Source organism: Catenulispora sp. EB89, from assembly GCF_041261445.1.
GTDB lineage: Bacteria > Actinomycetota > Actinomycetes > Streptomycetales > Catenulisporaceae > Catenulispora.
In genome coordinates this window covers 451,705-475,172 of record NZ_JBGCCU010000005.1, presented here as the reverse complement: position 1 = coordinate 475,172, position 23,468 = coordinate 451,705, and the positions used below count along the sequence as shown (strand labels likewise).

Genomic DNA, 23,468 nt, shown 5'->3' with positions numbered 1-23,468 from the left:
CCTGAAACATTCGGGCCGACGGCTTGGGGGGCTTCATGGTGTTCACCGGCGCTGAGATCGCCGTGCTCAAGAACGGCCTGCACAAGGCCGCGAGCGCGCTCGGCAAGGCGGCACTGACCGGCCCCGCCCCCGGCGCCGGCTCGGTCGACAAACCGCTGCGCACCAGCCGGATTCCGGGCCGGGAGCGTCGGAAGCAGACGATCGGGGCGGAAGACGCGGAGCGGTTCGCTCGCAAGATCCTGGAGCGGGTTTCGGGGCAGCAGTTCACGCGTCCGGGCAAGTCCGCGCCGCGGCGGCTGGAAATCCCGGCCGCCGACATCGACTCGCTGGTGACCGCCGTCGGGATCCTGATGTCGACGCTGTCCCACGCCCGCGTCGACATGGCCGCCGTGCTGGAGGCGCACGGCGAGCCGGAGGTGTTGGCCGACCGGATGCGGGCGGCGCTGCCGTCGGCCACGCCAGCCGTCGGCGACGTCTGGCGCCCGGTGCTGGACGAACTGGTCGGCGTGGTGTGCGAGCACATCGTCGAGTTCTTCACGACCCGGGAGACCTTCGGCGCGGCGGCCGGCTTGGAGCTGTTGAAGCAGAGTGCACGCAGGCACCGGCCCGAAGAGGAGGCCGAGCTGCTGGCCGGCTACGCCCGGCTGGTGCGCGAGAAATCGCACAAGATCCGGCTGATCGGGTTGGACCTGCACGAGGACGATCAGGCGTACGACCTGATGACCGGCTTCGTCGATCTGACCATCCAGGCCACCGACCCCGTCGAAGCCACCGAGGGTCCGGACCGGACCGGCGACCCCGACCAGGCGTCGGAGCACGTCAGTTGGAACCGGATGGACACCCTGGCCACCGAGCGGCGCCGGGTCCTGTTGGAAGGTCCGGCCGGCTCGGGCAAGTCGACGCTGGCGCAGTGGTTGACGCTCACATGGCTGAAGACGCCCGACCACGCCCCGCTTCCCTTCCTGATCCGGCTGCGCGAGTTCGCCGGCGGCCAGCGGCTGGAGCTGCCGCGCCCCCTCGACTTCGTCGCCAGGCTGGCCCCGGCGTACGCCGGCCGGCTGCCCGGCTGGGAGATGGACCTTCTCGCCACCGGCCGGGCCGCGGTGCTGCTCGACGGCATCGACGAGATCCCCGAACAGCTTCGCGCCGAGGCCCTTCAATGGCTCGCGGATCTGGTGACCGCGTACCCCCACGCCTGTTTCGTGGTGACGACACGCCCCGCGGGCCTGAACGAACCCGGCCGCCGCCGTCTGGTCACGACGCTCGGTTTCACCAGGGCGACCATCAATCCGATGTCGGCACTCCAGGTGTCGACGTTCATCGACCGCTGGCACGAAGCCGCCGTCGGACGGCCCCACACCGACACGGAGGAGTTGCGGGAGTACGCGGATTCCCTGAAACACACCGTCCGCTGGCGTCGCGACCTGGCACACATCACGACCACGCCGCTGCTGTGCGCGATGGTGTGCGCCTTGTATCACGCGGACAACCGGGCTCTGCCGCGGAACCGCACTGCCCTGTACGAGCGTGCGTGCGCGATGCTGCTGGAAAAGCGGGACACACAACAGCGGATCCAGACCTTCCCCGTAACACTGACAAGGGAGCAGATCGAGCCCTTCCTGACCGAGATCGCGCTGTGGATGTTGGTCAACAAACAACGGAGTATTCCACGCCTGGATGCCCTGCGACTGGTCGCCGACGTGCTGCCGCGGCTTCAGATACAAGACGCACCGACAAGATGGAAGCCGGATGCCGAGGGCTTGCTGCGGCACCTCGTCGTGCGCTCCGGCATGTTGCAGGAACCCACGATGGAATTGCTGGAGTTCGTGCACCCGAGCTTCCAGGACTTCCTGGCGGCCAAGAGCGTGTTCCAGAAGGCCTACCTCCCACACCTGATCGAGAACGCCCACGACGCGATGTACCAGGACGTCGCGGTGATGGCGGTCAGCCAGGTCCAGAACGACCGCGACCGTCAGAACGAGTTGCTGGAACGCCTCGTTGAGCGCGCGAAACGGGACGCCAAGCAGTCGCGGCAGCTGTACCTGCTGGCAGCGGCATGCCTCGCCGACGCCGGCATGGTCGACCCGAAATGGGTGAAGCTGGTCCAGACGAAGACCCGGGCCCTGCTGCCTCCGCGGAGCAGCCGCGAAGCGCAGGTGCTGGCAGCCGCCGGGGAGTTCACTCTCGACCTGCTCGCCGATGTGGGGCGGACCCGTAAGCCCACAGTCGCCGAGGCGGTGGCGACGGTGGAGGCGATCTCCCTGATGGGCGGCGGCGGAGATGTGGGGATGCGGATTCTGCGATCCCTCGCCGAGCGCTACGGCAACCGGATCGGACCCGAGCTGATCTCGGCCTGGCATCAGACGCAGGACCCGCGCGCCTTCCGCGACGAGGTGCTGGCCCACGGGGATTTCAGCGACGTGACAGTCTTGATCAACAGCGACGATCTCCTGCCTCTGGTGGACGGGCTCCCCGGGATGGAGCGGCTCAGAATCGCCGAACACGTCGCTGGTCCACCGACCGCCGTCGCCCTCGTCTCGGTCGCAGCCGGCCGAACCCATATCAAAGCTCTGCCTGACTACCCCAACCTGCGAATGCTGGACCTCGGACACCCGGAGTCCTCGATGCTGCAGGGCATCGAACGCTTCGGCGACGTCACAACGGTGCGTCTGGCACATGCCACAGACCCGGATCTGAGACCGCTGGCGGCACTGCCGAAACTGACCTCTCTGGCCATGACAGACATGCCGAAAGTGGACCTGACGGCGCTCAGCGCCGTACCCACCCTTCACACCCTGACGGTGGAATCAGCCGAACCGGTCGACCTGACTCCGTTGGCGGGCCTTGCCACTTTGACCAGCGTGACACTCGGGGCTTCCCGTTTCACCGCACGCGAACCGCTCCCTCAGGTCTTCCGGCTCGAGGTCGACGAGTTCCACGACGACACGGACAGGGCGTTCCCCAGACTGAACACGCTCGTGACTCGCAGCCAGCACCGGCGCGCAGGCTCCTGCGTCCAGCTTTCCGAGGTCACCACGTTGGCGTTGCGAGGCCTGCAAGAAGTCGACGCCGCGCCGCTGACCGCCATGCCTCATCTGGACCATCTGAACCTGCGAGGCTCGGAAAACGCCACCGTGATCGACCTCGACGCGCTGGCGGTCTCAAAGCTCAGTCTGAACCGCCCATCCCACCGCGTTCTCGCCGAGCTGCCCTTGATGTCGCGCCTGCGACAGCTCGACCTTCATCGAATGTCGGGCCGAACGCTGGACCGGCTCCCAGAGATCCCACAGCTCCAACGGCTGGAACTCTGGAAGGCGATCGAACCCCCCTTGGCCAAGCTTGTGAACGGCGATCGGATCGCCAGCCTGGTTCTCGGCATGGCGGAGGACGTCGACCTCCGAGGTCTGGCTGCCTTCTCGGCGCTCACCAGCATCGAGATCGCCGACACCTACTCCATCGACATCGAACCTCTCACCCGTTTGCCGAATCTCAGGGACCTGTTCGTCTACCGCGTGAAGCACTTTGATCGGCCCGGACTGAGTCGTCTAAAGGCTCTAAAGAGTCTGCTGCTCGATACAAGGTTGATTCCCCGGCCGGAATGGCTGCCGCAGGATGCCGAGCTCACCCTCTACGGAGACTTCTCGGAGGTGTCGCCCGAAACCCTCGCGACGTTGCCGACTCTTCGCGGTCTCAACGTGGAGACGCTACCGGCCTGCGGCCTGTCGGCATTCGCCTCTGTTCCCACCATCGAATGCCTTGGCCTCAACGGGGTCGCCGGAGTGCGCGTCGAGGATTTCGCTGCGTGGCCCGCTCTGGCCTTTCTCAACCTCATGACCGTACCGGACTTGGATTTTCACGCCCTCCAAGTCCTGCCCGAGCTACGCAGGCTGCGGTTGCATCGCATGGCCTACGTGCCGCTCGACGCCGTGCCCAACCTCGAGCAGTTGGAACTGAGCGAAACCCGGGTCCAGCTGGCCGAACTCACCGTCTTGCCGAGGCTCCGCCGCCTCGTCCTGCGTTCGATGCCGGACTCGGACCTGTCGGTCCTCGCGACGCTCCCCCAGCTCAGGAAGCTCGAACTGCTTCACATGCCGTGGGCGGACCTGAGTCCCTTCCAGGCCCGCCCCGACATCGAGCTGATCGTGCGTTAGCTCCGCCTCAAGCCATCGCTCAGCCGTCGCTCCGCTTCCGGCTCAACGTGAACGTCTCCAGCGGGGCGATCTTCCCGTCCGGCTGCCCCACCACGTAGTACGTCACGTGGATCCGTGTCTCGCCGCCGGCGCAGGTGCCCGGGTCCACGTCGAAGGCGGCGAAGCCGTACGGGTGCTGCTCGTCGCGGACGCCGATCCAGGGTGCGTCCTCGAAGACGTAGGTCGGCGTCTTCTTTCCGCTTGCGCCTACGGCTCCGACGCCCATCAGGACCTTTGCCTTGCTGCCCGCGAAGAACTTCTGGTTGCTGGGGCTGGAGGTGCCGCCGCCGCCGAGGACCATGTGGACGGTGCCCTTCGACGTGTCGATGTGGCTGGTGTCGGTCGCCACCGGGTTGGGGGTCAGGGTCTGGCTGCCGGACACCACGCCGCGGACGGGGTGGGAGCGCTCGTAGTCGTGCTCGTGGCCGCAGACGACCAGGTCGACCTCGTACTTGTCGAACAGCGGGCCCCACTGTTCGCGGATGCCGATGTCGGCGCCGTTGGCGTCGGAGCTGGAGATCATCACCTGGTGCATGCAGACCACGATCCAGTCGATGCCCTGGCTGCGGCGGGCGGCCTTCAGGGTGCGCTCCAGCCAGGCGCGCTGGCGGCCGGCGCTGTAGCCGCTGACGTAGGTGTCGCCGCCGTCCTGGAGCGCCACGTCGTCGTTCTGGAGGACCACGAAGCGGACCGCGCCGACGGTGAAGGCGTACCAGAGGCCTGCGAACTCGGCGTCCTCGCCGTTGGGCGGGAGGGCGAAGCGGGTCTGGAAGGACGAGTAGCCCAGCGGGCCGTTGCCCTTCTCGTTCTCGTGGTTGCCGGCGGCCGGCATCCAGGGGCGGAAGCGGGCCGAGCGGGTGTTGTTCTGGAAGAACGAGTCCCAGGTGCGCAGGCGGTCCGGGTTGATGTTGGCGTAGCACAGGTCGCCGTTGAGGAGGTGGAACAGCGGCGCGACCTGCTCGACGCCGGCCACGATGTCGGACGCCGCCGGGGTGGCGATGGTGGCCGGGACCGAGGTGAAGCCGCCGCCGGTGGCCGGGGCCCAGGTCGTGCCGGGGGTGGCCTGGTCGCCGAAGCTGGTGAAGGTGAAGGGCTTGCGGCCGGACGGCGCGGTGCGGAAGGCGGCCGAGTCCGGCAGGACGCCGTCGTGCATGGCGCTGTAGATGTAGGTCGAGTCTGGACGCAGGCCGCTGATGTGCGCGTGGTGGACGTACACCTCGCGGCCGGAGGCGCCGTCGGTGTAGGTGCGGGTCTCGGCCTGGACGGTGTCGCCGTGGCCGCCGTCGACGGTGCCGAAGCGCACGCGCGGCCGGCGCACCGAGGCGGTGGTGGTCCAGGACGCGTACATCTCGCGCGCCGGGTCCGCGCCGAAGGTCAGGTGCAGGCCGTCGACCGGCGGGGCGCCGAGCGCGCCGGGGGTCGTGAGCAGGAGCGGCGACGCGGCCTGGGCCGGGGCGGACGAAGCCGGGGCGGACGGTGCGGGGGCCGGGGCGGACGGGGCCTCCGCGGCGGCGGCCGGCGAGGCCACCAGCGGCGTGGCGGCGAGCGCGACGCCGGCGGTGCCGGCGGCGAGCAGAGCGGTACGACGGTCGACGGGCATCCGATCGGTCATGCCGGGGACGCTAGCCAGAGGCCTGACCCCGCTGGGTGAACACGCGGTGAGCACCGGACGAAGTTTGATCTGAAGGCGTACTGTGCGATCACGCGTGCGGCGGCGGCCCCGCCCAGCCGAGCGTCGCACCCGCCACGCTGCCGGGGAAACGCACCCGCGTCAGGGTCCCGGCAGCGCTCGGACCGCGCAGCAGAAGATCGTCGACGTCTGACAGCGTCGGGTCGGCGACCGCCAGTCCGACCGCCGGATCGAGGCGGCCGAACGCGTCCAGCGCGTGCCCCACCCCGGCCAGGCTCACCTCGACCGCCAGCCCGCCGCCGCGCCGCAGCGCCTCGATCGCCCCGGCGGCCGCGAGCCAGCCGGCGCCGTGGTCCAGCACCTGCGCGGGCAGCGGCACGGGACGCTCGGAACCCGCCGCGCGCATCCCCTCCTCCGCGATCCCGACCGCCATCTGCACCAGCGAGTCGAAGCCGCGCCGGCCGCCCCACGGACCGTCGGGACCGTAGGCGGAGATCGAGACGTGGACCAGGTTCGGCTTGACGGCGGCCAGGTCGGCCGGACCCAGGCCGAGCCCCGCCAGTGCACCGGGCCGATAGGACTGCAGCACGATGTCGGCCTCGCGGACGAGGTCGAGGAACGCCTCCCGGCCCGCGTCGCTGCGCAGGTCGAGGAACCGCAACGCCTTGCCGACGTTGAGATCCAGGTCGAGGCCGCGGATGGTGGGCAGCAGGGGCGAACGGACCATGGTGACGTCGGCGCCGTAGCCGGCCAGCACGCGCCCGGCGTTCGGACCGGCGATGATCCGGGTCAGGTCGAGGACGCGGATACCGGACAGCGGCCGGGTGGCGGAGCCGGCAGCCAAGCCGGCAGCTCGCTCACCAACCAGCCTGCCAACCGAACCAGCGCCCCAGCCGGGAGCCGGCTCGCCAGCCGAACCGCCAAACGATTCGTCAGCCAGCCGCGCAGCTGATCCAGCCGCTGAGTCACCAACCGCCTCCGCCCCGCTCTCCGCACCAACACCGGCACCAGCACGACCCCCGCCCCCGGACCGCCCCGCCTGCCCACCGAAAACCCCGCCCCCGGCCAAAGCCCCCATCGCGACCACCGGCCGCCCGCCCACCGCCGCACTCTGCGGATGCGCCACCCACTCCGCCCGCGTCCGCATCGCCGCCGCGACCCCGCCGGCGTCGGCGATCGCGTCCTCCAGCTCGAAGCGCCCGCGTCGGCGGACCGCGGCCTCGACCGCCGCGCGCTCCTGCGGGACGCCGAGGACCCGGCACGCGATCTCGGCGTGGTGCTCGAAGTTGCAGTGCAGCCGCACCCAGCCGTCGGCCGCCTCGTAGTCCCCCGACAGCGGGGCCCACTCGAACGCGGCCTCGCCGTCCACGCGCAGATACCGCTCGCTCCGAAAGGCGATGGCCGCCTCCCGCACGCCGACCCGCACCTGCGGCGCCGCCGGCAGGCCGTTGCGCGTCGCGAAGAACGCCGCCGCCTGCGTGTGCGCGGCGGACACCGCCCACGCCGCGAACTCCCCCACCCGGAACACCGATGGCAGACCGAGATCATCCATGCTCAGCACAGTAGCCACGGCCCACGCACCACGCCCTCGCGAGCCGCTGTCAGATGCGTCACGGAATCACCGGCCTCCCGCGCCGCACGGCCCCGGGGGCCGATAGCCGTCGGCGAAGGGCAGCGGCTGCGACAGTCCGGCGACGACTGCGCCGAGCTTGTCCGCGGTGAAGGGGAACGGTTCCGTCGGCTTGGCCGCCGGCGCCCCGGCGGGAGGCGTCACGACCGATTCGTCTTCGGCCATCACGATGACCTGACGCTGGTCGGTGAACGTCCGGACCGCCTTCACCTCGTGCCCTCCGGCGGCCGAGGCCATCTGGACCACGGAACCGTCGTCGGCCATCGTCTCCTTGAAGACCGGCCCCCAGCCCGCGCCCGGCAGGAACTGCCCGACCTGTCCGCTGGACGCCGCTATGAGTACCGTGACGTGCACCCACGGCGACGTGTCGCTGCCGTTGCGCGGGCCGACGCCCTTGCCGTCCGCGGTCCAGGCTTCCTCGAAGCCGTAGGCGTCCAGGACGTGTGCCGTGACGTCGCACTGGCCGCCACCGGACTGCAGGAAATAGTCCACATCGCGCTTGTTGCCGCCGGCATTGAGGTGGTTCCCCCGGGGGTCGAGTTCGTCGTAGATCTTGCCGATGGCCGCGTTCGCGAGTTTCGCGTCCCGCGCCGCGGGACTCGAGTCCGAGGCGGGTGACGCCGCGCGGCCGACGCCGATCGCCGTCGCGGCCACGGCCACCGCCGCGACCGAGGCGGTACCCGCCAAAGCCGCGCCCACCCGCCGACGCCGGACCCGCCGACGCCCGCCGAGCACCAGGTCCTCGGCCGTGAAACCCAGCCGCGGCCGGTCCCCGGCACCGGTCACGGTACGCGCGAACACCTCGCGGGCCTCGGCCCCGCTCTCGTCGGCCCCGCTCTCGGTGGCACCGTTCCCATCGGCATCGCCGACCGGCCCGGCCCCGTACCCCCCGACCCTGTACTCCCCGACCCCGTACCCCTCGGCCTCGTACCCCTCGGCCCCGAAGTCGTCTCGATCATCGAACCCTGCCATCACCGCTCCTTCTCCACGCGGCCGGAGGCCGTCGCCTGCTGGTCGAGGAGGATCCCGCGCAGGGTGGCCAACCCTCGCGCGGTCTGCGAACGGACGGTGCCGGGTGAACACCCGAGCAACTCAGCGGTCTGCTCGACGGAAAGGTCCTCCCAGAACCGGAGGACCAATGTGGCTCGTTGGCGCGGCGCCAGAAGCGCCAAGGCTCGAAGAGCGGCGTCCCGCTCCCCTATGTCCGGACCGTCATCAGCCGCCGATTCCGGCACCGTCGCCACCACGCGCTCGCGCCGCCATCCGCGGCGCTTCTCGTCGATGACGCAGCGCACCAGGACGCGGCGCACGTACGCGTCGCGGTTCTCGGCGCGCTCGACCCGGTGCCAGGCCACGTACAGCTTCAGCAAAGCGGTCTGCACCACGTCCTCGGCCTGATGCGCGTCGCCGCACATCAGGAACGCGGTGTGCCACAGCGCGTGGGAACGCGCCGTGACGTATCGCTTGTACTCCGCTTCAGCGGAATCTCGCATCGTCCGTCCTCCCCTTCAGAAGGTAGGACGGAACGACTCACCCCCGGCGCTGCATCACTGCCCGGAGGCGAGTTCCCGCGACCGGTCCCGGGCGGCCTCCAGCGCGGCGATCATCGCCGCGCGCACTCCGTGGTCCTCCATGGTGCGGATGGCGGAGATGGTGGTGCCGGCCGGGGAGGTGACCGCCTCGCGGAGCTTCACCGGGTGCTCGCCGGAGTCCCGCAGCATGACCGCGGCGCCGATCGCGGCCTGCACGATCAGGTCGTGCGCGGCGGCCCGCGGCAGGCCGAGCAGGATGCCGGCGTCGGTCATGGCCTCGACCAGGTAGTAGAAGTACGCCGGACCGGAGCCGGACAGCGCCGTCACCGCGTCCTGCTGGGCCTCCGGGACCCGGATCGTCTTGCCGACCGGGGAGAAGATCTCCTCGGTGCGGACCAGGTGCTCCTCGGTGGCGTGCGCGCCGGCCGAGATCGCGGACATGGCCTCGTCGACCAGGACCGGGGTGTTGGTCATGACGCGGACCACCGGGATGCCCTCGGCCAGCCGCGAGGCGATGAAGTGGGTGGTGATGCCGGCGGCGCCGGTGATCACCAGCCGGCCGGCCGGGACGTGCGGGGCCAGTTCCTCCAGCAGCGCGGCCATGTCCTGCGGCTTGACCATCAGGATGAGGGTGTCGGCCTTCGCGGCCGCCTCGGCGTTGCTCACCACCTCGACGCCGTACGTGGCGTGCAGGGCCGCCCCGCGCTCCGGGCGCCGGGCCGTCACCAGCACCTCGCCGGGCCGTTTGCCGGCCCGCAGGAGGCCGGAGACCAGAGCCTCGCCGATCTTTCCGGTGCCGAGGACGGCGACGCGCTGGGTCATGGGGTCCGGTCTCCTCACATCCGCCACAAAGGCTCAGTCTTTCGAGAGCAGCGACCGGGCGAAGAAGCCGAGGTTCGCGGGGCGCTCCGCCAATCGTCGCATGAGGTAGCCGTACCACTCGCTCCCGTACGGCACGTACACCCGCATGCGTTCGCCGGCGGAGGCCAGGCGCTTCTGCTCGTGCGGCCGGACGCCGAAGAGCATCTGGAACTCGTAGCTGCCGATGCCGCGGCCGTTGCGGACGGCCAGCGCGCCGCCTATCTCGATCAGGCGCGGGTCGTGGGTGGCCAGCATCGGGTAGCCCTCGCCGGCCATCAGGGTGCGCATGCAGCGGACGAAGGACAGGTCGACTTCCTGCGTGTCCTGGTAGGCGACCGACTCCGGCTCGCGGTAGGCGCCCTTGCACAGCCGGACGCGGGATCCCGTGGTCGCGAAGTCCTTGCAGTCCGCCTCGGTGCGCCGCAGGTAGGCCTGCAGGCACAGGCCCGCCCACGGATAGTCCCGCCGCAGCTCGGAGACTATCTTCAGGGTCGAGTCGGTGGTGGTGTGGTCCTCGGCGTCGAAGGTCACCGTGGTGCCGGCCCGCTGCGCGCCCTCGCAGATGGCGTGCGCGTGTTCGAGGGCTATCTTCTCGCCGTCGTTGCTCAGCGACTGGCCGATGGCCGAGAGTTTCACCGACACCTCGGCGTGCGGGGTCAGCCCGGCCGCCGCCAGCCGCTCCAGCAGCAGCAGGTACGCCTCCTTGACCAGAATCGCCTGGTTGGCGTCGGTGGTGTCCTCGCCCAGATGGTCCATCGTGGCCAGCAGGCCGTCCTCGATCAGCGCGTCGGCCACGGCCACCGCGTCGTCGGTGGCGGGACCGGCGACGTAGCGCTTCACCACCTGGCGCGAGCCCGGCGAGCGCTCGACCAGGGCGCGGGTGCGATCACTGCCCGCCGCCGCCAGCAAGGTCCGACGCAACACCGCGGTGCCTCCTCGAGGAGTGTGGAGCCCAGTGGGGCAAGCCTAGGACTACTTCGGGGACGGGGCCGGGCCGGTGAGCCGCGCGGGGTACCCGGGGCCGCTCAAGGCGCCGCGAGGCCGCGCCGAGCCTGCCCCGTGCCCGCCCCGAGGCCTTCCCCGAGCCCGCGCGGTACCAGCCGGCGGCCGCCTAAGGCCGCCGCACCACCCCGAGCCACGCCGAGTACTCCTCGACGACCATCCCGTCCGGGAAGTGGCTCAGCAGGAACGCCCGTTCCCGGTCCAGGAACGCGGCCAGCCGCTCCGGCTCCACGTCGCTGACGTACGACCGCGACATGACGTTGGTGATCCGGTGCTCCAGCGGCACCGTCCGGGACCACGGCGTCTCGACCACGTGCACCGGCAGGCCGGCGAACCGGCCTCCGAGCTCGATCCGCGGCTCCTGGTCCAGGGCCGTGCTGTCGTTGCCGTAGTCGGGCTCGCCGCCGATCAGCTCCCTGATCCGGTCGTTGTAGCCCAGCCGCCAGGGCGCGTCGGCCAACGGCATGTTCCAGAAGCAGGCCAGCGCGCCGCCCGGCTTCAGGACCCTGATGACCTCCGGGACCGCCAGCTCCGGGTCCACCCAGTGCCAGGCCTGGGCGAAGGTCACGAAGTCGACCGAGGCCGCGCGCAGCGGCAGGGCGTTGGCGCTGCCCATCACCGCGCCGACCCCCGGGGACTGCGAGACCAGCTGGCGCAGCATCGGCTCGGAGAGCTCGACCGCGGTCACCGCCGCGCCGCGCTCGTGCAGTTGCCGGGAGGAGATCCCGGTCCCGGCGCCCACGTCGGCGACCCGGGCGCCGGACAGCGCGTGCCCGGAGAGCTCCTGCAGCGCGTCGAAGAGCGCGTCGGGATAGGTCGGGCGGGACTTGGCGTACGCGGACGCCAGGGTGTCGAACTTCGATGACTCGGCCAACGCATCTCCCCTGTGTGCTTGTGCTACTCCGAGACCGGCAAGGCGCGCGGCTCTTCCCTCACCCGGGCCAGCGCGCGGCGGGCGAAGACCAGGGAGTCACGCAGGTCCTCCTCGCGCTGGAGGTCGCTCTCCGCGCGCCGGGTGCTCACCTCGAGGATGACGGCGCCGGCCAGGCCGCGCCGGGCGATGCGCTCCAGGATCTCCTGGCAGGGCTGGGTGCCGCGGCCGGGGACCAGGTGCTCGTCCTTGTTCTGCCCGGAGCCGTCGGCGAGGTGCAGGTGGACCAGCTTGTCGCCCATGCGCTCGTACATCGCCAGGGCGTCGTTGCGGGCGGTCGCGGTGTGCGACAGGTCCAGGACATAGTGCTCGTAGCCGGTCTCGGTGGGGTCCCAGCCCGGGAAGTACGCCTCGCCCTCGCGTTCCACGCGCGGCAGCTTGATGCGCGGCAGGCGCCCGAAGATGTCGGGGGTGGAGGCGCGCCAGGGGTACATGTTCTCCACCGCGAAGCGGACCTCCGACTCCTGATTCAGCTGCCTGATGCCCTCGGCGAACTCCTCGGCGTAGGGCTGCTGCCAGCGGAACGGCGGGTGCACCACGACGACCTTGGCGCCGACCCGCTCGGCGGCCTCGCGGGACTTCTTCAGCTTCTCCCACGGGTCCGAGCCCCAGACCCGCTTCAGGTTCAGCCAGAACAGCGTCGGGGCGTGGATCGACAGCACCGGGACCTGGTACTCGTCGACGTACTCCAGGATCTTGTCCGGGTGCTGGCTCGCCGGGTCGATCGAGACCATGACCTCCACGCCGTCGTAGCCGAGCCGGTTGGCCACGTCGAAGGCGTAGCGGGTGGGCTCGGGGTAGACCGAGGACGTCGACAGGCCCACTTTCGGTGTGGTGACCTGCTCCGTCGTCCCGGCGCGGTCGGTCACGAAGGTCACGCCGCTCAGCTTACAAGGGTGTCCAGCCGCCGAAGGATCACGCCTTCGCGCAGCGCCCACGGGCACAGGTCGGCGACCTCCACGTTGAACAGGTCGAACGCGGCGTCGGCGACCACGGCGCCGGCCAGCAGCTGCTCGGCCCGGCCGGTGGAGACCCCGGGGAGCCCGGCGCGCTGGGCGGTCGACATCTGCGACAGCCGCGGCACCCACTCGGTCAGGTCCCGGGCGCGCAGCGAGCGCGGGGCGTACAGGCCCTGCGCCGAGGGCGCGGCCCCGGCGATCCGGGCCAGCTGCCGGAAAGTCTTGGAGGTGATCACCACCCGGTCCGGACGGCCGGCCCGGGCCACCCGGGAGACCCCCTTGGCGATCTCGTGCCGCACGTACCGGCGCAGCTCCCGGATCTGCTCCGGGCCGGGCGGGTCGCCCTTGAGGCGGTCGTGGGTCAGCCGCGAGGCGCCCAGCGGCAGGGACTCCATCACGTCCGGCAGCTCGTCCAGGCCGACCGCGATCTCCAGCGAGCCGCCGCCGATGTCCAGCACCAGCAGCCGGCCGGCGGACCAGCCGAACCAGCGGCGCACGGCCAGGAAGGTCAGCTTCGCCTCGTCCGGGCCGGGCAGCACCTCCAGCTTGACCCCGGTCTCCTCGCGGACCTTGGCCAGCACCTCGTCGCCGTTGGCGGCCTCGCGCACCGCGGAGGTCGCGAAGGCGAGCATCTCCTCGGAGCCCTTGTCCTCGGCGATGCGCAGCGCGTTCGCGACGACGTAGCAAAGGCGCTCGATACCGCTGGGGACGATGGCCCCCTGCTCGTCCGTGAGCTGGGAAAGGTGCAGCTCGACCTTGTGCGAGAACGCCGGGATCGGGTGGGCACCGGCGTGCGCGTCCAGCAACAGCAAGTGGACCGTGTTCGATCCGACGTCCAACACTCCAAGGCGCATATCGCGATACGTTACCCGGCCTCCCACGGCCAAGCGCGCCGACCGCATAGGCTTGCCCGGTGCCTGAAGTACCGCTCGACTTCCCCCGCGAATGGGTGGAGTTCACCGACCCCGACAACGCCGCCCAGCTCTACCGGGCCGACCTGACCTGGCTGTGCTCGCGCTGGACCTGCATCTGGGGCGCGGGCTGCGGCGGCATCCGCCCCGGCCGGGCCTCCGACGGCTGCTGCACCCTCGGTGCGCACTACTCGGACAAAGCCGACAGAAAGCGCGTCGAGAAGGCCGCCGAGCGGCTCACCGACGAGACCTGGCAGTTCCGCTCGGTGGGTCAGGAACTCGGAATCACTCAGAAGGATGAGGACGGCGACAAGCAGACGCGGGTCGTCGAGGGGGCCTGCGTCTTCCTGAACCGTCCCGGCTTCGCCGGCGGCGAGGGCTGCGCGCTGCACGCGCTGGCGCTGCGCGAGGACGTGCATCCGCTGACCACCAAGCCGGACGTCTGCTGGCAGCTGCCAGTGCGCCGGTCGTACGACCGCGTCGAGCGGCCGGACGGCACCGAGGTGCTCGTCGTCTCGATCGGCGAGTACGACCGGCGCGGCTGGGGCGGCGGCGGCCACGACCTGAACTGGTGGTGCACCGGGGCGACCGAGGCGCACGTGGGGCGCGAGCCCGTCTACGTGTCCTACGGCCCGGAGCTGACCGAGATGATGGGCGAGAAGGCCTACGAGGTGCTGGTGGGGATGTGCGAGGCCCGGGACGCCGCCCGGGTCCTGGTCGCCCCGCACCCCGCCGACCCGGCCTGATCCGACCCGACCCGACCCGCACGACCGAACCACCGGAGTCCGCCCCAGGGGCTGGATTCCGGTGGTTTTCTCACGGGTTCTCCACGAATCAAAGCATTGCCACACCCCACTGCCTGCCCTAGTTTGCGCACCATGCGCAGAGCCCACAAAACGGCGGTCGCGGCAACGGCGCTGTTGACCGCCCTGGCCACCTCAGCGTCCTTCGCGAGCGCCAGCCCCGGCCCGGTACAACGGGTCTCCCCGACGAACCCGGTGGCGGCCTGTACCGCGGGCGCGGCCTCCGGCACCCTGTATCCGAACAGCACCACCGAGCCCTTCGTCGCCGTCGACCCGCGCCAGCCCCGGCGCGCGATCGTCACCTGGCAGCAGGACCGCTGGAGCGACGGCGGCTCGCACTCCGGCGGCTACGCCTGGACCTCCGACGGCCGGCACTACACCGAGGGCACGCTGCCGTTCGGCCAGTGCTCCGGGGCCAACGACTACCACCGGATCTCCGACCTGTGGGTCAGCTTCGGTCCGGACGGCGTCGCCTACAGCAGCGCCCTGCAGTTCGACGAGAACACGCCGCGCTCCGGCGTCGGCGCCGCGACCTCCTTCGACGGCGGCGCGACGTGGAAGTACGCGCAGCCGGTCATCGCCGACAACGACCCGGACTTCGGTGACGACAAGAACTCCGTCACCGCCGACCAGCTGCATCCCGGCGTCGCATACCAGGTGTGGGACCGGCTGGACAATTCCAACAACAGCTTCACCGGACCGGCGATGATCTCCGTCACCCACGACCACGGCAAGACCTGGTCGGCCCCGGCGAAGCTGGTCGACACCGCGGCGGTCGCGCCGTTCACCCAGACCATCGGCAACATCGTGGTCGAGGAGCCGAACGGCACGCTCCACGACTTCTTCAACATGACCGAGTACACCGACGCGACCGGGAACACCCCGATCGGCTCGACGTACTCCATGGCCACCTCCACCGACGAGGGCGCCACATGGTCCGCGCCGACGCCGGTGGCCACCGACTCCTCGGTGGCCGAGGTGGACCCGAACGACCCGAACAAGGGTCTGCGGGCCGGCGGCGGCCTGGAGGCCGTCGCGGTGAACCCGGTGACCGGCCGGATCTGGATGACGTATGAGGGCTCGGACTTCAGCGCCGGCAAATACGACCAGGTCGAGTTGGTGTCCTCCGGGGACGACGGCCGGACGTGGTCGGCGCCGACCCTGGTGAGCAGGCCCGGCGTGCCGGCCTTCACCCCGGTGGTCTCGGTGGACGCGCTGGGGACGGTCAGCCTGTCGTACTACGACCTGCGCTACCTGCCGGCCGGCGACACCACGACGCTGCCGACCGCGCGGTTCCTGAAGGTCCTGCCGTTCGGCGATCCGCGGCTGGCCACCGAGCGGCAGCTGACCCCGGCCTTCGACTGGCTGCTGGCGCCGAACGCCGGCGGGTACATGCTCGGGGACTACGAGGGCATGGCGGCGGCCGGTCCGCTCGGGGAGCAGAACGTGTTCGTGGCTTCGTTGAACGCGCCTCAGCACGCCACCGACGTGTACAGCGGGGTGTTCGTCGGACCGTTCTCCGCAGCCGGGAACAGCGGCGCGACGGCCACGGCACGTACCGTGCTGCCGTCGCACGCGGTGCGGTCGCTGAATCGGTAGCGGACAGCGGAAGGCGCCCGACGGGCTGGGACACGTCGAGCGCCTTCCGTGGCTCCGGCACGGCGGGGGCCGGAGCGGCTTGGGGCCGTCGTCAGTGACGGCGCTTGGTGGGTTTGCCGGGCCCAGAGCTCGGGGCGCTTGAAGACGCCGGAGAACTCGAAGAGGCCGAGGAGCCCGAGGACCCCGGCGTACTCGGCGAGCTGGGGCCGCGCGACGGCCCGCCGCCCGACGAGCTCGGGCTGCCCGGGCTGCTCGGGCTACCCGGGCTACCCGGACTGCTCGCGCTGCCGCTCGACGCCCCGCTGCCGCTCACGCTCGACGGCGAGCTGTGCGGCGTGCTCGGGGTGCTGACCGGGCTGGTCGGCGTGCCCGAGGGCGTGCCGCTCGGCGACGAGGACGGCGGTGAGGACGGCGAGGACGGCGTCGTGGGGCCGCTGGACGGGGACGTGCTCGGCGTGCTGCTCGGACCGCCGCCGGAGCCGCCGACGCCGTTGATCGAGACCATCTGGCCGCTCGGGTCGAAGCGCACGTGCGCGGTCCACGCGCCGCCGGGCTCGGCCGCGGAGTCCACCAGGACGTGGATCGAGGTCTGGCCACCGCCGGCGACCATGCCGGAGGTGGCGCTGAGGCTGAGCCAGGGCTCGTCGGGGCTCGCGGTCCAGCTGACCGGCGAGGTGCCGGAGTTCCAGAGGGTGACGACGACGTCGCTCGGGTCGTTCGAGCGCTGCGTCACGCTGATGTGCAGCTCTCCGTCCCCGCTCGGGTCCTGCGACGGGGAGTCGCCGCTCTGCGACGGCAGCGGGTTCACCGGGCCGTTGAACGGCAGGCTGGCGCCGACCGTGCTGGGCGCCGAGGAGGAGGGCGTCGTCGGCAGCACCGCCGCGACCACCTGCGCGGTCACGGTGTCGCCGCCGGGAAGCCCGGCGGAGTGCACCTTGCCGGCGACCGGCAGCGCGGGCCCGGCGGCGTCCGAGGTGGAGCTGGGGCGCGGGTAGTCCGGCGTCTGCGAGGCGTTGCCCCCGGTGTCCGGCGGCGTGAACAGCGTCTTGTTGCCGCTCGGCGAGGACGGCACGAAGAGCACGAACGCCGTCACCCCGGCCGCGCCGACGCCGCTGAGCACGGCGGAGCTGGCGATCGCGGACTTCACGCCGGACTTCCGCCTGCGCTGCTCCGGCGAGGTGCCGACGGGGCGCGCGAAGACCCGCGTGGCGTCCCGGTCTCTGTCTCGGTCCCGGTCCCTGTCCCGCGGCACCCGCCGACCGGGCACCATGCCCAGCGGCATGACGGAGGTCGGCATGACCCCGACCGGCGCGGTCGGCGCGGCCTGCCCGACCGATGCGGCCTGCCCGACCGACGCGGCCGAGGCGACCGACGCGGCCGGTGCGATCGGTGGCACCTGCGCACCGGCGTTCCCGGCGGCCATCGCGGCCGCCACGCTTGCCGCGGCCTCATAGGCGTCGCCGACCGGCGCGGCGCCGCGCCGCACGTCCTCGACGCCCCGCCGCCGGCCCTCGACGGCGGCGGCCACGGAGTTGCGCGGGACCGGGCCGCGGGAGGGCACGGGGCGGGCCGGGCGGACGTCCTCGAAGACGCCGGCCGTGATCAGGGTGTCCTCGAGAGAGGAAGAGCGGCGCGGACCGAAGGACGCGTCGAGGTCTTCGGGACGCAGGGCCCCCCGGTCTTCGCCGCGGTTCTCAGCAGGGTCTTCGGCACGGTCTTCAGCAAGGTCGTCGGACCGGTCTTCGGAGCGCAGCGCCGCGAGGACTTCGGTCGAGGAATTCGCGGTGAACGACTCCTCGGCGTGCGATCCCGCGCCGCGCCTGCTCTCATCGCGCGGCAGAGCTGTCACCAGTCCTCCGAGCGGGTCGCCGTCCGCAGCACCGCCCCGTCGCTGCGGCTCGGCCGGCGCCGCCAGTCCCCGGCGCGGCGCGATCGGGCCCTCGTCGGGCTCCGCCGAGGCCTCCGCCGCCCGGCGCAGCCACCGGCGCCGGTCGCCTCCCGTGCTCATGGCGCTCAGAGCAGAATCATCGAAACCACTTCCCTCGTTCATCGTGTTCGCCGGTGTCTTCGCGTCCACGGACGCCGACACCGGGGTGCGTAATCGCTCGGGGGCCGAGGCCACCTCGCCCGCCACCGCCTCCGCGGCGGCCGACGACACGCGGCCGGCCAGCAGCGCGCCGAGGCGCCGCTGGCGGCGCTCCACCGGCATCGGCGCGGCGGAGCGCGGGTGCGGCTGCAGCTGCTGCTGCTGCTGGGGCAGCGCGGGCAGCCGCATCGTCGCTATCGCCGGGAACCCGGACCGGTCGAACCGGGTGAGCCGGCCGGCGATCGCGGTCTTCTCGGCCGCCTTCTCCGGGCTGCTGTCCAGCAGGTCGCCGAGGACCCGGTCGCGCAGCTCCTGCGGCGCCGGGACGTGCGGCAGGATCGACGGGGCCTGCGGGGCCCCGATGACCTTGTGCAGGTGGTACTGGCAGCGTGAGCAGGCGTCCACGTGCGCGACCAGCGGCTCCCGGCGCTGGGCCGTGAGCCGGCCGGACCAGCCCTCGGCCAGCGCCGCCAGGTCCGGGCAGTGCGAGCGCGAGGTGCGCAGCAGGGCCAGCGCCGCCAGCGAGCGCTCCAGCTCGTGCCAGGCCTCGGACAGCACCTCGAACGACTCCGCCGCGGGCTTGCCGAGCATCATCCCGACCGCGCGGCTCTCCATCCCGTGGCGGACCGAAAGCTCAAGAACCTCACGGTGCGCCGCACTCAGTCCGTCGGTGTCCGGCCAGTCCAGCGAGGCCAGCTCCGCCGCCAGCAGCGTGCGCTCCAGCTCGGCCATCGCGGCGTCCTTGGGGGCCGGGACCGGCGCCGAGGAGGCCGTCAGGCGCAGGCGCGGCAGCTTGCCGGCGCGGCAGTAGTGCCGGGTGATCGCGTAGAGCCACGGGCGCAGCATCTCGGCGTCCCCGAGGTGCGCCACATGGTGGTCGGCGGCGACGAAGGCGCAGTACACCGCCGAGGACGCGGCCTCGTGGTGGCGCAGGCCGCCCAGGGCGTAGGTGTGCAGACCGTCCGCGTAGGCGTCGTAGGCCGCCGCGCGCCCCCAGCTGTCGGAGACGCTGTCCCGGTTCACCGGGTCCGCGGGATCGCGGGGATCCGTGGCGTTCGAGTCGTGGTCTTTCACACCAGCCGACGTTAGACATGTGCCGGTGCGCTGATCAGAGAATCGGCCCAGGTTGCCACCTTCGAGGGGTTCTGCGACCCGGGCCGTGACCAAACGTCGGTATCACTCGACCGGGCGACTTGCGCGCGCCCGGTCATCCGGTGCGCCGATCGGCGCGGGGGGCTGCCGATCAGCTGGAAGAGCTGGTCGGAGAACTCGTCGATTCGGTGTTGCTCGGCAGGCCGGGACCGGTGGGAAGGGACGTCGACGTCGAGGGCGTCGTGGGCTCGGTCGTGGTCGTCGGCTTCTTGCTCGGCGTGGAGCTGTGCGACGACGGGGTGGTGCGCCGGTAGGTCGACGAGGTGTGGTGCGTCGATCCGCCGGTGTCCGTCTGCCCGCCGCCGCTCGGCGCGCCGCCGTTGTCGGTCGAGGAGCCCGTCGCGGAATCGGTGGCCTGTTGCGTCGGCGCCGAGGTGGAGCCCGCCGAGGACGCCGCGCTGGTGTCCGCGGAGGACGCCGAGGAGGAGGTCGTCGACGTCGTGGCACCGGTCCCGGTCCCGGCCGAGCCGGACTTGCCGCCCCCGCCGCCGACCATCGCCACCGCCACGCCGCCGACCGCCAGCACCACCAGTACGATGCCCGCGATGGGCAGCAGCTTGCGGGCGCCGCCGACGCCGGTCTTGCCGCCGGCCGCCGGGAACCCGGACTCGTCGAAGGCCCCGGCCCGGGCCGCGATGCGCTGGCAGAACGCCGCACCGGCCGGGTCGCGCAGGGTGTCCAGCACGCGGGCGCGCACGCCCGGCGGCACGAAGGCGTGCGGCAGCTCCTCGAACAGCCGCAGCGGCCGCCGGTTCTCGATGTGGTCGGCGCAGGCCTGGTCGGTCTTCACGTGCCGGGAGACCGCGTCCAGCCAGGGCTCGACGGCCTTGCCGTCCAGCCGGTCGAAGCGCTTGCCGAGCTCGGCGATCTCCGCGCAGCGCGGGTCGCCGACCCGGTTGGCCAGCACCGCGGTCAGACCGTTCTCCAGGTCGTCCTGGGCGTCCTGGACGACCTGCCCGATCTGCTCCTCGGACATGTCCATGACCAGCGCCAGGTCGCCGTCCACCATGCGGTGCCGGAAGGCCAGGTCGAGGATCTCCCGGGTCTCCGGCGGCAGCATCGCGTAGACGTCCAGCGCGGCCCGGGCGAACCGGTCGTTGCGGGTGCCCTGCGCGGCGTCGGCGGGGATGTCGTCGGAGACCCCCAGGCGCAGCGCCTCGGCCCGGCTCAGCGCGTAGAGCCAGGCGCCGAGCTCGTCGGGGTTGGCCAGCTCGCGGATCCGGTTGTTGGCGACGATGAACGCGTCACGCAGCGCGTCAGCGGCCAGCTCATGATCGGCGAGCAGGTCGTAACAATATGCATACAAGCGCGCGCCGTATGTGTCGTAGATCTGCCCGATGGCGAGCTGATCCCCCGCGCGCAGCGCCGTCACCATTTCCCGGTCTGTCACGGCCTCAGACGTTAAGCCATTCGAGCGACAACTAGCCAGTGGATCTGGGCATTCGACCAGAGGTTGCCGCCGAAGTCATCCTGGAATCACCCTGTTTATACCGATACCCGTCGGCGGATGGCCGGCGGATGGTCGGCCGCCCGGTGTCGGCGCCGACCGCTACCGTGGCCTCATGCCGACCGCCAACTCCCGCGCCCGGAAGGCCGAACCGGCGGCCACGTACCAGTGCACCGAGTGCGGCACACAGTACGCGAAATGGGTCGGCCGCTGCGGCGAGTGCCAAACCTGGGGCAGCGTTGAGGAACGGGGCGCGGCCAAGTCCGCGCCGAAGACCGTCGCCACCATGCCGACCCAGAAGGCCCGGCCGATCGGCGACGTCGCGGTGGACGACGCGGCCGCGGTCCCGACCGGGGTCAGCGAGCTGGACCGGGTCCTGGGCGGCGGCGTCGTGCCCGGCGCCGTCGTGCTGCTGGCCGGCGAGCCCGGCATCGGCAAGTCGACGCTGCTGCTGGCGGCCGCCGCCGCGTACGCCTCCTCCGGGGCCCGCACCCTGGTGGTCACCGGCGAGGAGTCGGCGGCCCAGGTCCGGCTGCGCGCAGACCGGATCAAGGCCCTGCACCCGAACCTGTTCCTGGCCGCCGAGACCGACCTGGGCTCGGTGCTCGGGCAGATCGAGGCGGTGCAGCCGCGGCTGGTGATCGTGGACTCGGTGCAGACCATCGCCTCGGCCGCGGTGGACGGCACCCCCGGCGGCGTGACGCAGGTCCGGGAGGTGGCGGCCTCGCTGATCCGGGACGCCAAGGACCGCAACATGGCGTGCGTGCTGGTCGGGCACGTCACCAAGGACGGCAGCATCGCCGGCCCGCGCATCCTGGAGCACCTGGTCGACGTGGTCCTGCAGTTCGAGGGCGACCGGGCCTCCTCGCTGCGCCTGATCCGGGCCGTGAAGAACCGCTACGGCGCCAGCGACGAGATCGGCTGCTTCGAGATGCACGACACCGGCATCCGCGGCCTGTCCGACCCCTCGGGCCTGTTCCTGTCCCGGCGGCCGGTCCCGGTCCCGGGCACCTGCGTCACCGTCACCCTGGAAGGCCGGCGGCCGCTGGTCGCCGAGGTGCAGGCGCTGGTCACCAAGACCAGCGCGCCGACCCCGCGCCGGGCCTCCTCGGGCCTGGACACCAACCGGGTGGCGATGATCCTGGCCGTGCTCCAGCAGCGCGGCGGCATCGCCGGGCTGGCGAGCTCGGAGATCTACAGCGCGACCGTCGGCGGCGTGCGGCTCACCGAGCCGGCCGCGGACCTGGCGCTGCTGCTGGCCCTGGCCTCGGCGACGGTGAACGAGCCGGTCGGCGAGGGCGTGGTGGCGATCGGCGAGGTGGGGCTGGCCGGCGAGGTGCGGCCGGTGACCGGGGTGCGGCGGCGGCTGACCGAGGCCGCGCGGCTGGGCTTCAAGACCGCGCTGGTCCCGCCGGATCCGGACGGCAAGGACTACGGAGGGAACCTTGCGGGGCTGTCGATCGTCGAAGTGGGCGACGTCCGGGCAGCGCTTCACGCCGTGGCGACGGGCGCGCGCCGGTAAGGTTGAGTCACTACGACCGTTTGATTCCCGCCCTCAGGGGAGATCAGGATCGGAATCGCGCGGCGCGTGGGGGCTGGGCATCGCGAATGAGGAGCACGAGAGCAGGATGGGAATCGCACAGTGACAGGTGAGGCCTCCGAACGCGCCGCCCTGTCGGCGATCCTGTCGAGCGTCGCGCCGGGCACGGTCCTGCGCGACGGTCTGGAGCGCATCCTGCGCGGCAACACCGGCGGCCTGGTGGTCTTCGGCTTCGACAAGCTGGTCGACGAGATGGCCACCGGCGGCTTCGTGCTCGACGTCGAGTTCTCCCCGCAGCGGCTGCGCGAGCTGTGCAAGATGGACGGCGCCGTGGTGGTCTCCACCGACGGCAGCCGCATCGTGCGGGCCGGGGTGCAGCTGGTCCCGGACCCGGCGATCCCGACCGCGGAGACCGGCACCCGGCACCGCACCGCCGACCGCGTCGCCAAGCAGACCGGCTTCCCGGTGCTGTCGGTCTCCCAGTCGATGCGCATCATCGCGCTCTACCTGGGCAGCCAGCGCGTGGTCCTGGAGGACTCCGGCGCGATCCTGTCCAAGGCGAACCAGGCGCTGGCCACGCTGGAGCGCTACAAGCTGCGGCTGGACGAGGTCACCGGCACGCTGTCGGCGCTGGAGATCGAGGACCTGGTGACGGTCCGCGACGTGGCGGCGGTCGCGCAGCGGCTGGAGATGGTGACCCGCATCGCCGACGAGGTGGCCGGCTACGTGGTGCAGCTGGGTGTGGACGGCCGGCTGCTGTCGCTCCAGCTCGACGAGCTGATGGCCGGCGTGGACCCGGACCGCGATCTGATCGCCCGCGACTACCTGCCCGAGCGCACCGGCAAGAAGGCACGCAGCGTGGCCGACGTCTCGGAGGAATTGGGCGCCCTGGACCGCACGGCGCTGCTGGATCTGCTGCAGACGGCCAAGGCGATGGGCTTCAGCGGCGGCGTCGAGGTGCTGGAGTCGGCGGTGTCGCCGCGCGGGTACCGGCTGCTGGCCAAGGTGCCGCGGCTGCCCGGCACGGTCATCGACCGGCTGGTGGAGCACTTCGGCGGCCTGCAGAAGCTGCTCGCGGCGTCGATCGACGACCTGCAGCGGGTCGAGGGCGTCGGGGAGACCCGGGCCCGGTCGGTGCGCGAGGGGCTGTCGCGGCTGGCGGAGTCGTCGATCCTTGAGCGGTACGTGTAGGGAC

At 71.7% G+C, this 23,468-nt stretch carries 16 protein-coding genes; 5 read left to right on the top strand and 11 right to left on the bottom strand.

What is annotated here, in order from left to right:
* The first annotated feature begins 35 nt into the window (after nucleotides 1-35).
* Entirely contained in the window at nucleotides 36-4,151 is a 4,116-nt protein-coding gene (locus ABH920_RS14295) for an NACHT domain-containing protein (protein ID WP_370349426.1), read from the top strand.
* A 19-nt stretch (nucleotides 4,152-4,170) separates the two neighbouring features.
* Here ABH920_RS14295 and ABH920_RS14290 read toward each other — a convergent pair whose 3' ends face one another.
* The 9 genes from ABH920_RS14290 to ABH920_RS14250 form a co-directional block, all read right to left on the bottom strand.
* Nucleotides 4,171-5,802, bottom strand: coding sequence for a purple acid phosphatase family protein (locus ABH920_RS14290; RefSeq protein ID WP_370349425.1), 1,632 nt, complete (start codon nucleotides 5,800-5,802; stop codon nucleotides 4,171-4,173).
* 88 nt (nucleotides 5,803-5,890) lie between these two features.
* The gene (locus ABH920_RS14285) at nucleotides 5,891-7,372 is read right to left on the bottom strand and encodes a CoA transferase (RefSeq protein WP_370349424.1); all 1,482 of its coding nucleotides are present in this window, start codon (nucleotides 7,370-7,372) and stop codon (nucleotides 5,891-5,893) included.
* A gap of 66 nt (nucleotides 7,373-7,438) precedes the next feature.
* A complete protein-coding gene (locus tag ABH920_RS14280) occupies nucleotides 7,439-8,422 on the bottom strand; it encodes a hypothetical protein (RefSeq protein ID WP_370349423.1) in 984 nt (327 codons plus the stop codon).
* Nucleotides 8,422-8,943 (bottom strand): SigE family RNA polymerase sigma factor, encoded by a 522-nt coding sequence (locus ABH920_RS14275; protein WP_370349422.1) that lies wholly within the window; start codon nucleotides 8,941-8,943, stop codon nucleotides 8,422-8,424. The genes ABH920_RS14280 and ABH920_RS14275 overlap by 1 nt, the downstream gene beginning before the upstream one ends.
* Nucleotides 8,944-8,997: 54 nt before the next feature.
* Entirely contained in the window at nucleotides 8,998-9,804 is an 807-nt protein-coding gene (gene proC / locus ABH920_RS14270) for a pyrroline-5-carboxylate reductase (RefSeq protein WP_370349421.1), read from the bottom strand.
* Between the two features lie 33 nt (nucleotides 9,805-9,837).
* A complete protein-coding gene (locus ABH920_RS14265; RefSeq protein WP_370349420.1) occupies nucleotides 9,838-10,767 on the bottom strand; it encodes a proline dehydrogenase family protein in 930 nt (309 codons plus the stop codon).
* A 187-nt stretch (nucleotides 10,768-10,954) separates the two neighbouring features.
* Nucleotides 10,955-11,719 (bottom strand): class I SAM-dependent methyltransferase, encoded by a 765-nt coding sequence (locus ABH920_RS14260; RefSeq protein WP_370349419.1) that lies wholly within the window; start codon nucleotides 11,717-11,719, stop codon nucleotides 10,955-10,957.
* Nucleotides 11,720-11,742: 23 nt separating this feature from the next.
* Nucleotides 11,743-12,654 (bottom strand): sugar phosphate isomerase/epimerase family protein, encoded by a 912-nt coding sequence (locus ABH920_RS14255; RefSeq protein WP_370349418.1) that lies wholly within the window; start codon nucleotides 12,652-12,654, stop codon nucleotides 11,743-11,745.
* 5 nt (nucleotides 12,655-12,659) lie between these two features.
* A complete protein-coding gene (locus ABH920_RS14250; RefSeq protein ID WP_370349417.1) occupies nucleotides 12,660-13,589 on the bottom strand; it encodes a Ppx/GppA family phosphatase in 930 nt (309 codons plus the stop codon).
* A 59-nt stretch (nucleotides 13,590-13,648) separates the two neighbouring features.
* Between ABH920_RS14250 and ABH920_RS14245 the strand changes: the two genes are divergently transcribed.
* Together ABH920_RS14245 and ABH920_RS14240 are read left to right on the top strand one after the other, a co-directional pair.
* Nucleotides 13,649-14,392 carry a hypothetical protein gene (locus ABH920_RS14245; protein WP_370349416.1) on the top strand — a complete coding sequence of 248 codons (744 nt, stop codon included), beginning with the start codon at nucleotides 13,649-13,651 and terminating at the stop codon, nucleotides 14,390-14,392.
* 132 nt (nucleotides 14,393-14,524) lie between these two features.
* A complete protein-coding gene (locus ABH920_RS14240) occupies nucleotides 14,525-16,048 on the top strand; it encodes a neuraminidase (sialidase) (RefSeq protein ID WP_370349415.1) in 1,524 nt (507 codons plus the stop codon).
* Between the two features lie 91 nt (nucleotides 16,049-16,139).
* Here the strand turns inward: ABH920_RS14240 and ABH920_RS14235 are convergent, their stop codons facing one another.
* Entirely contained in the window at nucleotides 16,140-19,208 is a 3,069-nt protein-coding gene (locus ABH920_RS14235; protein ID WP_370349414.1) for a hypothetical protein, read from the bottom strand.
* 169 nt (nucleotides 19,209-19,377) lie between these two features.
* A complete protein-coding gene (locus ABH920_RS14230; RefSeq protein ID WP_370349413.1) occupies nucleotides 19,378-20,676 on the bottom strand; it encodes an RNA polymerase sigma factor in 1,299 nt (432 codons plus the stop codon).
* A 172-nt stretch (nucleotides 20,677-20,848) separates the two neighbouring features.
* Here ABH920_RS14230 and radA point away from each other — a divergent pair, with 172 nt between their 5' ends.
* Nucleotides 20,849-22,255, top strand: coding sequence for a DNA repair protein RadA (gene radA, locus ABH920_RS14225; protein WP_370349412.1), 1,407 nt, complete (start codon nucleotides 20,849-20,851; stop codon nucleotides 22,253-22,255).
* A 150-nt stretch (nucleotides 22,256-22,405) separates the two neighbouring features.
* Nucleotides 22,406-23,464, top strand: coding sequence for a DNA integrity scanning diadenylate cyclase DisA (gene disA / locus ABH920_RS14220; RefSeq protein ID WP_370349509.1), 1,059 nt, complete (start codon nucleotides 22,406-22,408; stop codon nucleotides 23,462-23,464).
* Nucleotides 23,465-23,468: the final 4 nt, after the last annotated feature.

Excerpts from the sequence above, each read along its gene's own strand:
- ABH920_RS14295 (WP_370349426.1), top strand. The coding sequence starts at position 36 with ATGGTGTTCACCGGCGCTGAGATCGCCGTGCTCAAGAACGGCCTGCAC.
- ABH920_RS14250 (WP_370349417.1), bottom strand. The coding sequence starts at position 13,589 with ATGCGCCTTGGAGTGTTGGACGTCGGATCGAACACGGTCCACTTGCTG.
- radA (WP_370349412.1), top strand. The coding sequence starts at position 20,849 with ATGCCGACCGCCAACTCCCGCGCCCGGAAGGCCGAACCGGCGGCCACG.
- ABH920_RS14290 (WP_370349425.1), bottom strand. The coding sequence starts at position 5,802 with ATGACCGATCGGATGCCCGTCGACCGTCGTACCGCTCTGCTCGCCGCC.
- ABH920_RS14275 (WP_370349422.1), bottom strand. The coding sequence starts at position 8,943 with ATGCGAGATTCCGCTGAAGCGGAGTACAAGCGATACGTCACGGCGCGT.
- ABH920_RS14240 (WP_370349415.1), top strand. The coding sequence starts at position 14,525 with ATGCGCAGAGCCCACAAAACGGCGGTCGCGGCAACGGCGCTGTTGACC.
- proC (WP_370349421.1), bottom strand. The coding sequence starts at position 9,804 with ATGACCCAGCGCGTCGCCGTCCTCGGCACCGGAAAGATCGGCGAGGCT.
- ABH920_RS14280 (WP_370349423.1), bottom strand. The coding sequence starts at position 8,422 with ATGGCAGGGTTCGATGATCGAGACGACTTCGGGGCCGAGGGGTACGAG.
- ABH920_RS14285 (WP_370349424.1), bottom strand. The coding sequence starts at position 7,372 with ATGGATGATCTCGGTCTGCCATCGGTGTTCCGGGTGGGGGAGTTCGCG.